Source organism: Cellulomonas biazotea (assembly GCF_004306155.1).
In the GTDB taxonomy this organism is placed as follows: domain Bacteria; phylum Actinomycetota; class Actinomycetes; order Actinomycetales; family Cellulomonadaceae; genus Cellulomonas; species Cellulomonas biazotea.
On sequence record NZ_BIMR01000164.1, the window covers coordinates 1 to 12,512 of the forward strand.

Annotated in this window: 11 protein-coding genes and 1 tRNA gene; 8 read left to right on the forward strand and 4 right to left on the reverse strand. The window is 75.2% G+C overall.

Going from position 1 to position 12,512, the window contains the following annotated elements; all coding sequences use genetic code 11:
- Positions 1–944, reverse strand: a 944-nt coding sequence (locus CBZ_RS11185; RefSeq protein WP_130781624.1) for a PucR family transcriptional regulator, incomplete at its 3' end; no start/stop codon positions are given.
- Positions 945–1,058: 114 nt separating this feature from the next.
- Here CBZ_RS11185 and CBZ_RS11190 point away from each other — a divergent pair.
- Complete coding sequence (locus CBZ_RS11190; RefSeq protein ID WP_246013289.1) at positions 1,059–1,745, forward strand: hypothetical protein; 687 nt, start codon at positions 1,059–1,061, stop codon at positions 1,743–1,745.
- A gap of 126 nt (positions 1,746–1,871) precedes the next feature.
- Here CBZ_RS11190 and aceE read toward each other — a convergent pair whose 3' ends face one another.
- Positions 1,872–4,616, reverse strand: a complete 2,745-nt coding sequence (gene aceE, locus CBZ_RS11195; protein WP_130781625.1) for a pyruvate dehydrogenase (acetyl-transferring), homodimeric type — start codon at positions 4,614–4,616, stop codon at positions 1,872–1,874.
- Between the two features lie 349 nt (positions 4,617–4,965).
- On the opposite strand from aceE, the gene CBZ_RS11200 reads away from it, so the two are divergent.
- The 3 genes from CBZ_RS11200 (at position 4,966) to CBZ_RS11210 (ending at position 6,021) form a co-directional block, all read left to right on the forward strand.
- Entirely contained in the window at positions 4,966–5,388 is a 423-nt protein-coding gene (locus tag CBZ_RS11200; RefSeq protein ID WP_130781626.1) for a DUF3052 domain-containing protein, read from the forward strand.
- The gene (locus tag CBZ_RS11205) at positions 5,385–5,852 is read left to right on the forward strand and encodes a peroxiredoxin (protein ID WP_130781627.1); all 468 of its coding nucleotides are present in this window, start codon (positions 5,385–5,387) and stop codon (positions 5,850–5,852) included. Before CBZ_RS11200 ends, CBZ_RS11205 begins: the two co-directional genes overlap by 4 nt.
- 95 nt (positions 5,853–5,947) lie before the next feature.
- A tRNA-Val gene (locus tag CBZ_RS11210) sits at positions 5,948–6,021 on the forward strand.
- Positions 6,022–6,057: 36 nt separating this feature from the next.
- Here the strand turns inward: CBZ_RS11210 and CBZ_RS11215 are convergent.
- Complete coding sequence (locus CBZ_RS11215) at positions 6,058–7,239, reverse strand: acyltransferase family protein (RefSeq protein ID WP_165446741.1); 1,182 nt, start codon at positions 7,237–7,239, stop codon at positions 6,058–6,060.
- Between the two features lie 241 nt (positions 7,240–7,480).
- Between CBZ_RS11215 and CBZ_RS11220 the strand changes: the two genes are divergently transcribed.
- From CBZ_RS11220 to CBZ_RS11235, 4 genes are all read left to right on the forward strand, one after another.
- The gene (locus tag CBZ_RS11220; RefSeq protein ID WP_246013291.1) at positions 7,481–8,377 is read left to right on the forward strand and encodes an MOSC domain-containing protein; all 897 of its coding nucleotides are present in this window, start codon (positions 7,481–7,483) and stop codon (positions 8,375–8,377) included.
- The gene (locus CBZ_RS11225) at positions 8,374–9,564 is read left to right on the forward strand and encodes a Nif3-like dinuclear metal center hexameric protein (RefSeq protein ID WP_130781630.1); all 1,191 of its coding nucleotides are present in this window, start codon (positions 8,374–8,376) and stop codon (positions 9,562–9,564) included. Before CBZ_RS11220 ends, CBZ_RS11225 begins: the two co-directional genes overlap by 4 nt.
- Positions 9,561–10,310 carry a zinc ribbon domain-containing protein gene (locus CBZ_RS11230; protein ID WP_130781631.1) on the forward strand — a complete coding sequence of 250 codons (750 nt, stop codon included), beginning with the start codon at positions 9,561–9,563 and terminating at the stop codon, positions 10,308–10,310. The genes CBZ_RS11225 and CBZ_RS11230 overlap by 4 nt, the downstream gene beginning before the upstream one ends.
- Before the next feature lie 106 nt (positions 10,311–10,416).
- Complete coding sequence (locus CBZ_RS11235) at positions 10,417–11,217, forward strand: histidine phosphatase family protein (RefSeq protein WP_130781632.1); 801 nt, start codon at positions 10,417–10,419, stop codon at positions 11,215–11,217.
- A gap of 12 nt (positions 11,218–11,229) precedes the next feature.
- On the opposite strand, the gene CBZ_RS11240 is transcribed toward CBZ_RS11235, so the two are convergent.
- Entirely contained in the window at positions 11,230–12,405 is a 1,176-nt protein-coding gene (locus tag CBZ_RS11240; protein ID WP_130781633.1) for an SLC13 family permease, read from the reverse strand.
- Between the last annotated feature and the right edge of the window lie 107 nt (positions 12,406–12,512).

Consider the following 12,512-nt stretch of genomic DNA (forward strand, 5'->3'; position numbering starts at 1 on the left):
GCCTGCGCCCACGCGGCGGCGGCCGCGAGCCCGGCGAGCGCCGCGCGCGCGGACCGGGCGCAGTCGGCGAGGTCCTGGGCCTCCGGGCCGACGACCACCGGTCCCGGACCGAACCGGGGGAGCAGCGCGGTGACGGCGCCGCGCAGGTCGCCCTCGCCGCCGACGAGGACGACCAGGCGGTCGCCGTGGATGCCGACCAGGGCGTCGTCTGCGGCCCGCCGCGTCGCCCGGCGCAGGTCGGCCGCGCGCACCTCGTCGAGCGCGGACACCGTCGTCCCGACGATGACCAGCGTCGACCCGCGCCCGCTCCACCCCAGGGCCGCGACGCGCGAGCGCAGCGCGTCGTCGACGTCGCCCCGCACGATCGCGTCGACGACCAGCGCCTCGAGCCGCGCGTCCCAGGCGCCGCGGACCTCGGCGGCACGCGCGTAGACCTCGGCCGCGGAGAACGCGACCTCCCGCGAGTACCGCAGCACGGCCTCGCGCAGCGAGCGCTCGTCGCCGGGGGCCGCGAGCCGGTCGCTGTTGGCCTCGACGACGTCGACCACGACCCGCACGAGCTGCAGGGTGTGCTGCAGCGAGATGGACCGCGTCAGCTCGGGCGGTGCGGTCGCGAAGATGTCGCCCACGCCGTGCGGCGGCCGCGTCGGGTCCATGAACCACGTGACGAACGCCGTGATGCCCGCCTGCGCGACCAGGCCGACCCACGACCGGTCCTCGGCGGGCAGCGCCCGGTACCACTCGAGGTCCTCGTCGAGGCGGCGCATCGCGGCCGCGGCCAGCAGGCCCGAGCCCTCCTTGACCCGGCGCTGCGTCTCCGCGTTGGCGGCGTCGCCCGTCGCCTGCGACGCGGTCGTCCGCGTCCGCGCGGCAGGTGCGGCGTCGGTCGGTCGGGCGGCACCCGCCCCTGTCGGGGGACGGCCACCGTGCGAAGGTCCGGGCATAGGGGGAGCATAGGAGGAGCGCTTGTGGGAAGTCGACAAACGCGCTGTGCGCGGTCGAGGAGCGGCCCCTGGGAGGCCCGGGTGTTTCACCCGGCCAACGGCTAAGGTCGCGACATGGCTCTCCTGCCCCGACTGAGACAGCTGATGCGTCGGCCGAGCTCGGCCTCGCGCGTCGGAGCCCGACGACCGACCACCGCCGCCCGCCGGGGCGACACGCTGCACGAGGACGCCCTGCGCTCGATGCTGAGCGACGACCCCAACAACGAGCGGGCGTTCCGCGCCCTCGCCGAGATCGTGCGCCGCCGCGCCGCCGAGACCGGGTCCGAGGAGGACCCCCTGGCCGCGCCCGCCGACGAGGTCGAGCGCGAGCGGGCCGCCGACCTGGCGGTGTGGGCACTCGGCGAGGAGCTCGCCGGGAACCCGCGCGCCTGGTACCCGCTCATCGAGGTCGCCCGCCTGTCGGTCCGCGACGACCACGAGGGCACCGTGCGGCGCCTGACCACGGCGTCGGAGCGCGACCCCTCCGGGCGTGCGCTCGTCGAGTCGCTCGCGCTGCTGCGCGGCGCGGGCCAGCCCGTCGACGCGCTCGGCCTGGGCGTCGGGCACTGGCGCCCGCGGGAGCACGACCCCGAGGTCGCCCGGCATCTCGTCCTCGCGGCGATCGAGGCCGGCCGCCCGCTCGAGGCCAAGCAGCACCTGTCGTCGCTCGACCTCTACCCGGACCAGCGCGCGGTCGCGGACCTGCGCACCGAGCTCGCGCGGGTCGTCGCGCAGGCCGAGCAGACCATCCCCGGGACCTGACGCAGCTGACCGAACGGCCCGGGACGCACGACGCCGGGACGCACGCACCAGCAGACGGACGAGGCCCGCGGTGGATCACCACCGCGGGCCTCGTCGTCGGCCCCTCGGGAGCCGGTCAGACGCCGGTCAGGAGTCGCCGCCCGTGTTGCCGGACGTCCCGGCCGTCACGTCGTGCAGGCGGTAGCGCTCGATGGCCTGGGCCGGCGCCTCGGCGGGCACCGCACCCGTGCGGGCGAGCTGCTGCAGCACGCGCACCACGGTCGACGGGCCGTCGATCTTGAAGTGGCGGCGTGCCGCCGCGCGGGTGTCGGAGAACCCGAACCCGTCGGCGCCGAGCGTCGCGTACGTGCCGGGCACCCACGCGCGGACCTGGTCGGCGACGAGGTGGTCGTAGTCCGTCGTCGCGACGAACGGGCCCTCCGCGCCCTGCAGCTTCTGCGTGAGGTACGCCTGCCGGGGCTCCTCGCCCGGGTGCAGGTAGTCGTGCTGGTCCGCGGCCAGGCCGTCGCGACGCAGCTCGTTCCAGCTCGTCACCGACCACACCGCGGCGCGCACGCCCCAGTCCTCGGCGAGCAGCTGCTGCGCCTCGAGCGCCCACGGCACCGCGACGCCCGACGCGAGGATCTGGGCGCGCGGCCCGTCGCCCTCGGCGGGGGACAGCAGGTGGATGCCCTTGAGGATCCCCTCGACGTCCACGCCCTCCGGCTCGGCCGGCTGGACCATCGGCTCGTTGTAGACGGTGAGGTAGTAGATGACGTCCTTGTCGCGGCCGTCACCCTCCCCGTACATGCGCTCGATGCCGTCCTTGACGATGTGCCGCAGCTCGTAGCCGTACGCCGCGTCGTAGTGGACGACGTGCGACATCGTGCCCGCGAGCAGCGGGGAGTGGCCGTCGGCGTGCTGCAGGCCCTCGCCCGTCAGCGTCGTGCGACCGGCCGTCGCGCCGATGAGGAACCCGCGCGCCATCTGGTCGCCGGCCGCCCAGAACTGGTCGCCCGTCCGCTGGAACCCGAACATCGAGTAGTAGAAGTAGAACGGGATGAGCGGCTCGCCGTGCGTCGCGTAGGACGTGCCGACCGACTGGAACGCGGCCGCGGAACCGGCCTCGTTGATGCCGGTGTGCATGATCTGCCCGGACTCGGACTCCTTGTACGAGAGCATGAGCTCCCGGTCGACGGCCATGTAGTTCTGGCCGTTCGTGTTGAAGATCTTCGCGCTCGGGAAGATCGAGTCCAGGCCGAACGTGCGGGCCTCGTCGGGGATGATCGGCACGAGGCGGTGGCCGAACTCCTTGTCCTTCACGAGGTCCTTGAACAGGCGCACGAGCGCCATGGTCGAGGCGACCTCCTGGTGGCCCGAGCCCTTGGCGAGGCCCTCGTACACCTTGGCGTCGGGCAGTGTGATCGCCTTGTGCGTCGAGCGGCGCTCGGGCACGAACCCGCCGAGCTGGCGGCGGCGCTCCAGCATGTACTGGATGCCCTCGTCCTCCATGCCGGGGTGGAAGTACGGCGGCACGTACGGGTTCGCGTCGATCTGCTCGTCGGAGATCGGGATGTGCAGCGAGTCGCGCAGCGTCTTGAGGTCGTCCGACTTGAGCTTCTTCATCTGGTGCGTGGCGTTGCGCCCCGCGAAGCCCGAGCCCAGCCCGTAGCCCTTGATGGTGTGCGCCAGGATGACCGTCGGCTGCCCCGTGTGCTCGCGCGCCGACTTGTAGGCCGCGTAGAGCTTGCGGTAGTCGTGACCGCCGCGCTTCAGCGCCCAGATCTCGTCGTCCGTCATCTTCTCGACGAGCTGCTTGGTGCGCGGGTCGCGCCCGAAGAAGTGCTCGCGGATGAACGCGCCGTTCTCCGCGCGGTACGTCTGGAAGTCGCCGTCGGGCGTCGTGTTCATGAGGTGCACGAGCGCACGGTCCTTGTCGGCGTTGAGCAGGGTGTCCCACTCGCGGCCCCAGATGACCTTGATGACGTTCCAGCCCGCGCCGCGGAACTGCGCCTCGAGCTCCTGGATGATCTTGCCGTTGCCGCGCACCGGCCCGTCGAGCCGCTGCAGGTTGCAGTTGACGACGAACGTGAGGTTGTCGAGGCCCTGCTGGGCGGCGTGCTGGAGCATGCCGCGCGACTCGGGCTCGTCCATCTCGCCGTCGCCGAGGAACGCCCACACGTCCTGCTGGCTCGTGTCCTTGATGCCGCGCAGGTGCAGGTACTTGTTCGTCCACGCCTGGTAGATCGCGGACGCCGGGCCGAGGCCCATCGACACCGTCGGGAACTCCCACAGGTCCGGCGCGAGGCGCGGGTGCGGGTACGACGGCAGGCCGCCGCCCGGGTGCGACAGCTCCTGGCGGAAGCCGTCGAGCTGGTGCTCGCTCAGCCGCCCCTCGAGGAAGCCGCGGGCGTACACGCCGGGGGAGGCGTGGCCCTGGAAGTACACCTGGTCGCCGCCGCCCGGGTGGTCCTTGCCGCGGAAGAAGTGGTTGAGGCCCACCTCGGTGAGCGTCGCGACCGACGCGTACGACGAGATGTGACCGCCGACCGCGATGCCGGGACGCTGCGCGCGGGTCACCATGACCGCCGCGTTCCAGCGGATCCACGAGCGGTACCGGCGCTCCATGACCTCGTCGCCGGGGAAGTACGGCTCGTCGTGCACCGCGATCGTGTTGACGTACGGCGTGTTGAGCGAAGCCGGGATGGCCACGTTCCGCTGCCGCGCGTGGCGCAGCATGCTGAGCAGCACGTAGCGGGCGCGCGGGCCGCCCTTGTCCTCGATGAGCCCGTCGAGCGACTCGATCCACTCGCCGGTCTCGGCGGGGTCGATGTCGGGGACCTGGCTGAGCAGGCCGCCGATGAGCGGGCCCGTCTCGTCGATGGAAGCCACCGGTGCTCCTTGCCTCTCGTCCGCACGCGCAGGCCTGGTGGCCCCGGCGCGCATCTGGGCCCGACCCCGGCGACGCACGCAGGTGCGACGACAGGTGCGGGTGATCGGCCCCATTCTCGGTCCGACCCGGGCCTAAAGTCACACCGTCCCGGTCCTCGGGCCACGTGACGTCCGTGACACCGGTCCTCGGTCGCCGGGCGCGACCCGGTCCCACCGGTCGCCGGGCGAGGACACGCCGCGTGCGCCACGATCCCTTGCCAGGGCCCGCCGTGGTGCGGTGGGCTACGGTGTGCGGACATCATGAGGTCGTCCCACCGGGGGCGAGATCGACGAAGGGACAGGTCGGGACGTGTCTTCCAGCACGGACGACGCCGGCGCGCAGGCCGCCGGGCGTCTGGGGTTCACCGCGGGTCAGGTGATCCAGGAGTTCGGCTACGACGACGACGTCGACCAGGCCCTCCGTGACGCCCTGAAGGACGTGACCGGCTCGGACCTCGTCGACGAGGACTACGACGACGTCACCGACGGTGCGGTCATCTGGTTCCGCGACGACGACGGCGACCTCACCGACTTCCTGGTCGACGCCATGACGGTGCTCGACGACAACGGGCCGATCTGGGTGCTCACCCCCAAGTCCGGCCGCTCCGGCCACGTGTCGCACAGCGACATCGAGGAGGCCGCGACGACGTCCGGCCTGCACGCGATGACGACGTTCGCGATCGCCGCCGACTGGTCCGCGACGCGCCTCGGCACGCGCGGCCGCGGCAAGTGACGGGCGTCCCTCAGCCCGGCGACGTCGCGCCCGACCTCGAGCTCGTCGACACGCACGGCACGCCCGTCTCCCTGAGCGGGCTGCGCGGCACGCCCGTCGTGCTGGTCTTCATCCCGTTCGCGTTCTCCGGGACGTGCCGGGGCGAGCTGTGCGAGATCCGCGACAACATCGCGGCCTTCGACGGCGCCGGTGTGCGCGTCCTGGCGATCTCGTGCGACTCGACCTTCACGCTGCGCGCGTGGAAGGAGCAGGAGAGCTACGGCTTCGACCTGCTGTCCGACTTCTGGCCGCACGGCGAGGCGGCGCGGGCCTACGGGGTGTTCGACGAGGCGCACGGCCGCCCGCTGCGCGGCAGCTTCCTCGTGGACGCCGACGGCGTCGTCCGCTGGTCGGTCGTGAACCCCGCGGGTCAGGCCCGTGACCTGGGCGCCTACCGCGCGGCGATCGCCGCGCTGCCCGCCTGACGCACCGCACCGCCGCCTCTGGTGGGCGCCCCGACGGCGGTGACCGGCACCGGTAGGCTGAGCGCCCGTCGACCGGCGTCAGCGGGTCGCACGACGGGCCTGTAGCTCAGCTGGTCAGAGCGCCGCGCTTACACCGCGGAGGTCGCCGGTTCGAAACCGGCCGGGCCCACGGCACGGCAGTCCACCGCGCAGCGTCGGCGGTGCCTCAGCCGCGGCCGAGCCGTCGCGGGATCCGTCGCTCGACGCGCGCCGCCGCCGCGACCAGACCCACGAGGACGAGCGCCGCCACGCCGAGGTGGACCGGGCGCGTGACCCACCATGCGGCCGACCACGGTGCGGGCAGCGTCTGGTCCAGCCCGACCAGGACGACGCCGGTGACGGCGAACACCGCCGGCAGGTGCCAGAGGTACAGCCCCATCGACCGTGCGCCGACCCACCGCACGACCGCCGAGCGCCGCGCCCACCGGGCCAGCGTGTCGTGCACGAGGAGCGCCGCGGCGACCTGCGCGACGGCGAAGCCGACGACGGGCGCCGTGGGCGGGCCCAGGTTGGAGATCGCGTCGCCGGGCATCCCGATGAGCGAGACCGGATACGGCCCGGTGGCCAGCAGCAGGACCGTGGCAGCCAGCCCGCCCGTGACGAGCAGGGCGAGCGCGGCCCGCTCGGGCAGCGCGTCCGGGCGGCGGTCGGCGGGTGGGGCCAGGCGGCGCTGGGCGTGCACGAGGCCGCCGACGTAGGGCAGCGCCCAGACGAGCAGCACGTTCGGGACGCCCGAGACCGGCACCTGGTCGGAGAAGCGCAGGACGTCGACGACGACGGGCAGCGCGGCGAGGACGACCAGCACCCGGGCGGCGCCCCAGCGGCGCAGCGCGCGCAGCAGCAGCGGCGTCAGGGCCAGCAGGCCGACCTGCACGCCGAGGAACCACAGCGGCTGCGGCACGATCCGGGCGGCACGGTCGACCGCGGCCTCCGGGACGCCGAGGAGCGGCAGCGCGGCCATGCTGGCCGCCCACGCGACCGCGAGCACCGCGACCGGCCGCGCCATCCGCAGCATCCGCGTGCCGGCGAAGTGCAGGCCCCGCCACCCCGGGTGCCGCTCGAGGTCGTACCGGGCGGCGGCACCGGCCGCGAAGAACAGCAGGGGGAGCGGCTGGAGCCAGGTGAGCAGCCACGCCGGGCCGTGCGCGAGCGCGTTGCCGACGGCGAGCGTGCGCCCGTCCCAGGTCGCCTCGACCATCAGCCAGTGCAGGAGGACGACGAGCACGGTGCCGATCGCCCGCACGCCGTCCACGAACGCGTCGCGCGGCGGACGCGTGCCGGCGGGCGACGCGGGTGACGTCGATGTCGCGCTGGTGCCGTGCAGCGGTGCGCCGTGGGGACGGGCCACGGGACGGACCGGTGGACGGGGTGGGGCGGCTGAGGGGCGGCCGGGCGACAGGAGCGACATGGCGGCTCTCCGGGGGCCAGCGCGCGGATGCCGCGCGGTCGCCCGGCGGTCGGGCGCACCACCAGCCTCGCGAGCGGAACCGCAGGTCAGGAACCAGATCCGCCCCCGAGTTGCGGGGCGGTCAGCCCGACGCCCGATGCGGGGGACGTCCCCCGTACCCTCGGCTTGCTACCGTCCGCTGGTGGTCGCATCGGTCCGGGTCGCGTCGCTGCACGTCTACCCCGTGAAGTCCTTGCGCGGCGTCGACGTGCCGTCCGTGCAGGTCGAGCCGTGGGGGCCGCGCGGCGACCGCCGCTGGATGGTCGTGACGCACGACGGGACGACGCTGACCGCCCGCGAGCACCCGCGGATGCTGGGCGTCCGCGCGACGCCCGTCGAGGGTGCGCTCCGGCTGTCCGCGCCGGGGGTGCCCGACCTGCTCGTCGCCGAGCCGGGCGACCGCGCACCGGACGTCGCCGTGGGTCTGTCGCGCCTGGACCGTGCGACGTCGGCGGGCCCCGAGGCGGACACGTGGCTGTCGGGCGCGCTCGAGCGGCCGGTGCGGCTCGTGTGGCTCGACGACCCGACGCGCCGCCCGGTGAGTCTCGCGCACGGCGGGCGGCCGGGCGACCCGCTGACCCTCGCGGACGCGGGTCCGCTGCTCGTCACGACCGAGGCGTCGATGGCGGCGCTGAACCGCTGGATCGCCGACCGGGCCCTGGAGTCGGCCGACCCCACGGGCTCGCCGCAGCCGCCCGCGCCGCTGCCGATGGAGCGGTTCCGCCCGAGCCTCGTCGTGAGCGGCGACCTCGAGGCGTTCGCCGAGGACCGGTGGGCGACGCTGCGGGCCGGCGACGTCGAGCTGCGGTTCGCGGAGCAGTGCGACCGGTGCGTCCTGACGACGGTCGACCTCGACGCCCTCGTCACCGGGAAGGAGCCGATCCGGACGCTGGCACGTCATCGGCGTGCCGACGGCAAGGTGTGGTTCGGCATCCGCATGGTGCCGACGACGACGGGCGAGGTGCGGGTCGGCGACCTGGTCGAGGTGGTCGAGGCCGACGGGGCGGCGCGCGCGGGCCGGGTAGCGTTCGGCTCGTGACTGCGCCACGCCTTGCGGACGTGACCCGGCTGCTCGAGCAGCGGTACCCGCCCTCCACGGCTGAGTCCTGGGACGCCGTGGGGCTGGTCACCGGCGACCCCGACCAGGAGGTCCGGCGCGTCCTGCTCGCCGTCGACCCCGTCGCCGACGTCGTCGAGGAGGCCGTGGCCTGGGGCGCCGACCTCGTCGTCACGCACCACCCGCTGCTGCTGCGGCCCGTGCACTCGATCGCCGCGACGACGTTCAAGGGCGCGCTGCTGCACCGCCTCGTGCGGTCCGGTGTCGCGCTCTACACCGCGCACACGAACGCCGACGCGGCGACCGGCGGCGTCGCGGACGCGCTCGCGGCCGCCGTGGGGCTGGTCGACACCGTCCCGCTGCAGGCCGCGCCCGCCGAGGCGCTCGACAAGCACGTCGTGTTCGTCCCGGCCGACGACGCCGGGACGCTCGTCGACGCGCTGGCCGCCGCGGGCGCCGGCGCGGTCGGGCGGTACGCGCGCTGCGCGTGGAGCACGACGGGCGAGGGGACGTTCACGCCGCTGGACGGCGCGACGCCGGCCGTCGGGACGGTGGGAGAGGCGAGCCACGTCGTCGAGGCGCGCGTCGAGATGGTCGCGCCGCGTCGCCTGCGCGCCGCGGTGGTCGCGGCGATGCGCACGGCCCACCCCTACGAGGAGCCGGCGTTCGACGTCCTGGAGCTCGCGTCGTGGCCCGGTGCCACGGGCATCGGACGCGTCGGCCGGCTGCCGGAGCCGACGACGCTGGCGCGGTTCGCCGCCGCCGTCGCCGCCGCGGTGCCGGCCACGGCGCAGGGCGTGCGGTTCGCGGGCGACCCCGACGGCCACGTCGAGCGGGTCGCGGTCGTCGGCGGCTCGGGGGACTCGCTCTTCGACGCCGTGCGGGCCTCGGGCGCCGACGCGTACGTGACGGCCGACCTGCGGCACCACCCCGCGTCCGAGCTGCGCGAGCGTGCGCAGTTCGAGGCGCGCGACGGACGCTCGCGCCCGTTCCTCGTCGACCTCGCGCACTTCGCGTCCGAGTGGCCCTGGCTCGCGCACGCCGCCCGGGACCTCAAGGCGGACCTCGCCGCCGCGGGCACTACGGTGGAGACCCGCGTCAGCACCCTGAGCACCGACCCCTGGACGGGCCGCGTCGCCGCGCCCGCCACCCCGGAAGGACACCCGTGACCACTGCCCCCGCGGCGGACCAGCGCCGCCTGCTCGACGTCCAGGCGCTCGACACGACGCTCGACCAGCTCGCGCACCGGCGGCGCTCGCTGCCCGAGCTCGCGCGGCTCCTCGAGCTCGACGCGCAGCTCGCGGACCTGCACACGGCGCTCGTCACGTCGCGCACCGCGGCCGAGGACCTGCGCCGCGAGCTCACCAAGGCGGAGGCCGACGTCGAGCAGGTCCGGGTCCGCGCCGCGCGCGACCAGGCGCGCCTCGACTCGGGGCAGGGGTCGCCCAAGGACCTGCAGGCGCTGCAGAGCGAGCTCGTGGCGCTCGGACGTCGGCAGTCCGACCTGGAGGAGGTCGAGCTCGAGGTCATGGAGCGCCTGGAGGTGCACGAGGGCGCCCTCGCCGAGGTCGCGTCCGCGCACGACGCGCTGCTCGCCCAGAAGACCGCGGTCGCCGCGGACCGCGACGCGGCGTTCCGGGACATCGACGCCGAGGCCGAGCGAGTCCGCGCGTCCCGGGCCACCACTGCGCAGGGGCTCGACGAGAAGCTCGTCGCCCTCTACGAGAAGCTGCGCGGCCAGCTCGGCGGTCTCGGCGCGGCCCCGCTGCGCGGACGTCGGTGCGAGGGCTGCCGGCTCGAGCTCAACCCGCTCGACCTCGACGCGATCCGCTCGAAGGCCGAGGACCAGGTCGTGCGCTGCGAGGAGTGCGGGCGCATCCTCGTCCGCCTGCCGGAGTCGTCCGCCCAGGCCTGACGCAGCTCGGTGACGCCGCCCCGCAGCACGAGCCGCGGGCCAGGGCGGACCGGTCGCGCGCGCGGGTCGGCTGGCGCGCGCACCGGTCGGCCGTGAGACTGCCCACGTGACCGACAGCGACGGCACCGGACCGCTCACCCCACCGACGACCGACCTCGCGGGGTCGGGTACCCCGGCCGCGGCGGCACCGCGGCGCGGCGCCCCCGAGCCCGGGACGGGCCGCGCCCCCCGACCCTCGGGGTCCGGGGTGCGCTTCGACGAGGACCAGCCGGTGACCGTCGTCCTGGTCCGGCACGGCCAGACGACGATGACCGTCTCGCGCGGCTACTCGGGCTCGTCGGAGCCCGGGCCGCCCCTCGACGAGCACGGGGAGCGTCAGGCGCAGGCGGCGGCCGTCCTCGTCGACCGCATCGGGCAGGACCTGTGGGGCGACGTCGAGTACCCGACCGAGGTCGTCGCGTCCCCGATGGTCCGCACCCAGCAGACCGCCGGGATCGTCGCCGGGCGGCTCGGGCTGCCGGTGCGCACGCTGGACCTGGTCAAGGAGGCCGACTTCGGCGAGTGGCAGGGTCTGACAGCCGAGCAGATCGAGGAGCGCTGGCCGGGCCTGCTGGAGCCGTGGCACACGAGCGGCGACCTGCGTCCGCCGGGTGGCGAGTCGATCGCGGACGTGGGCGACCGGCTGCGCCAGGTGTTCGACCAGCTCCTCGCCGAGGGCACCGGGCGGACGGTCGTCGTGGTGAGTCACGCGGTCGCGATCCGGGCCGCGCTCGGCGTCGCGATGGGCGCGCAGCCCGGGTCGTGGAGCCAGCTGCGGGTCGCGCCCGCCTCGGTGAGCATCGTGCGGCTGTTCGCGGACCGCCGGCACGAGATCGCGGTCGTGGGCGTCCCGAGCGAAGGCTGGTGACGCGCGCGCCGCTCAGTGCGTGGCGACGAGCGCGAGGACCGCGAGCACGACGACCGGCGGGGCGAGCAGCAGGCCCTGGCGCACGATCGTCGCGGCGGGCACGTCGAGCATGACCTGCCGGCACCGGTGCCACCACAGCACGGTCGCGAGCGACCCCCACGGGGTGAGCAGCGGGCCGGCGCCCGTGCCGATGAGCAGCGCCGCGAGGCGCAGCGGGTCGCCCGCCGCGGTGGGCTCGAGGGCCAGGTAGGCGGGCAGGTTGTTGACGGCGTTCGACGTGAGCGCCGCGACGCCCGCGGAGCGCAGCAGCGCGCCGGCGTCGTCCCCCGTCCCGGCGAGGTCGGCGAGGACCTCGCCCAGGCCGTGCACGTGGGCGGTCTCCACGACGACGAACAGGCCCAGCACGACGACGAGCGTCCGCCACGGCACGAGCTGCGCGGGCGGGACGGGCCACGGCCGCCGGCGGGCGCGCGTCGCGACCAGCAGGACGACGGCGGCGGCGACGCCGAGCGGCGCAGGCGGGACGCCGACGACGAAGCCCACCGCCATGACCCCGACGACGCCCGCCGCGAGCAGCAGCAGGGGCCGGTCGGGGACGGGCGGGACGGTCTGCGGCTCGTACCGGCCGACGAGCGCGCGCCGGTCGCGCACGGCGAGCAGCAGCACCGTGACGAGGATCGCAACGAGCGCGGGCGCCCACATGAGGGGCAGGAACGACGCGCCCGCGCGGTGCAGCGCGTGGTCGGCGAGCAGGTTCGTGAGGTTCGAGACGGGCAGCACGAGCGACGCCGTGTTCGCGAGCGCGAGGACGGCGAGCGCGAACGGCAGCGGCGACGTCCGCGTGTGCCGGGCCAGGGCGATGACGACCGGGGTCACCAGGACGGCCGTCGTGTCGAGCGACAGCACCGCGGTCGAGACCGTCGCGAGGAGGACCACGAGCACCCACAGGACGGCACGCCGTCCACCCGCGACGCGGGCGGCGAGCGCCGCGGCCCTGTCGAACAGCCCGGCGCCCGCGCTCGTCTCGGCGACGACGGTGAGCGCCGCCAGGAAGACCAGGATCGGCACCGTCCGCTCGGCGAGCGTCCACGCGGCGTCCGCGGGCAGCAGCCCCGCAAGCGGCAGCCCCACGACGACCGCCGCGGCGACCGCCCACCAGGGGAACGACCGTCGTGCGCGCTGCGTCACGCGACGACGAGCGACAGCGTGCGGGCACCGCGCGCGGGCGGCCCGAGCTCGACGGCCAGGAGCGCGTCCCCGACGAGCTCGCCCGCCGCGGCGGCGAGGCCGGCGGC

Coding starts and splice junctions, on each gene's coding strand:
- CBZ_RS11190 (WP_246013289.1), top strand. CDS start 1,059: ATGGCTCTCCTGCCCCGACTGAGACAGCTGATGCGTCGGCCGAGCTCG.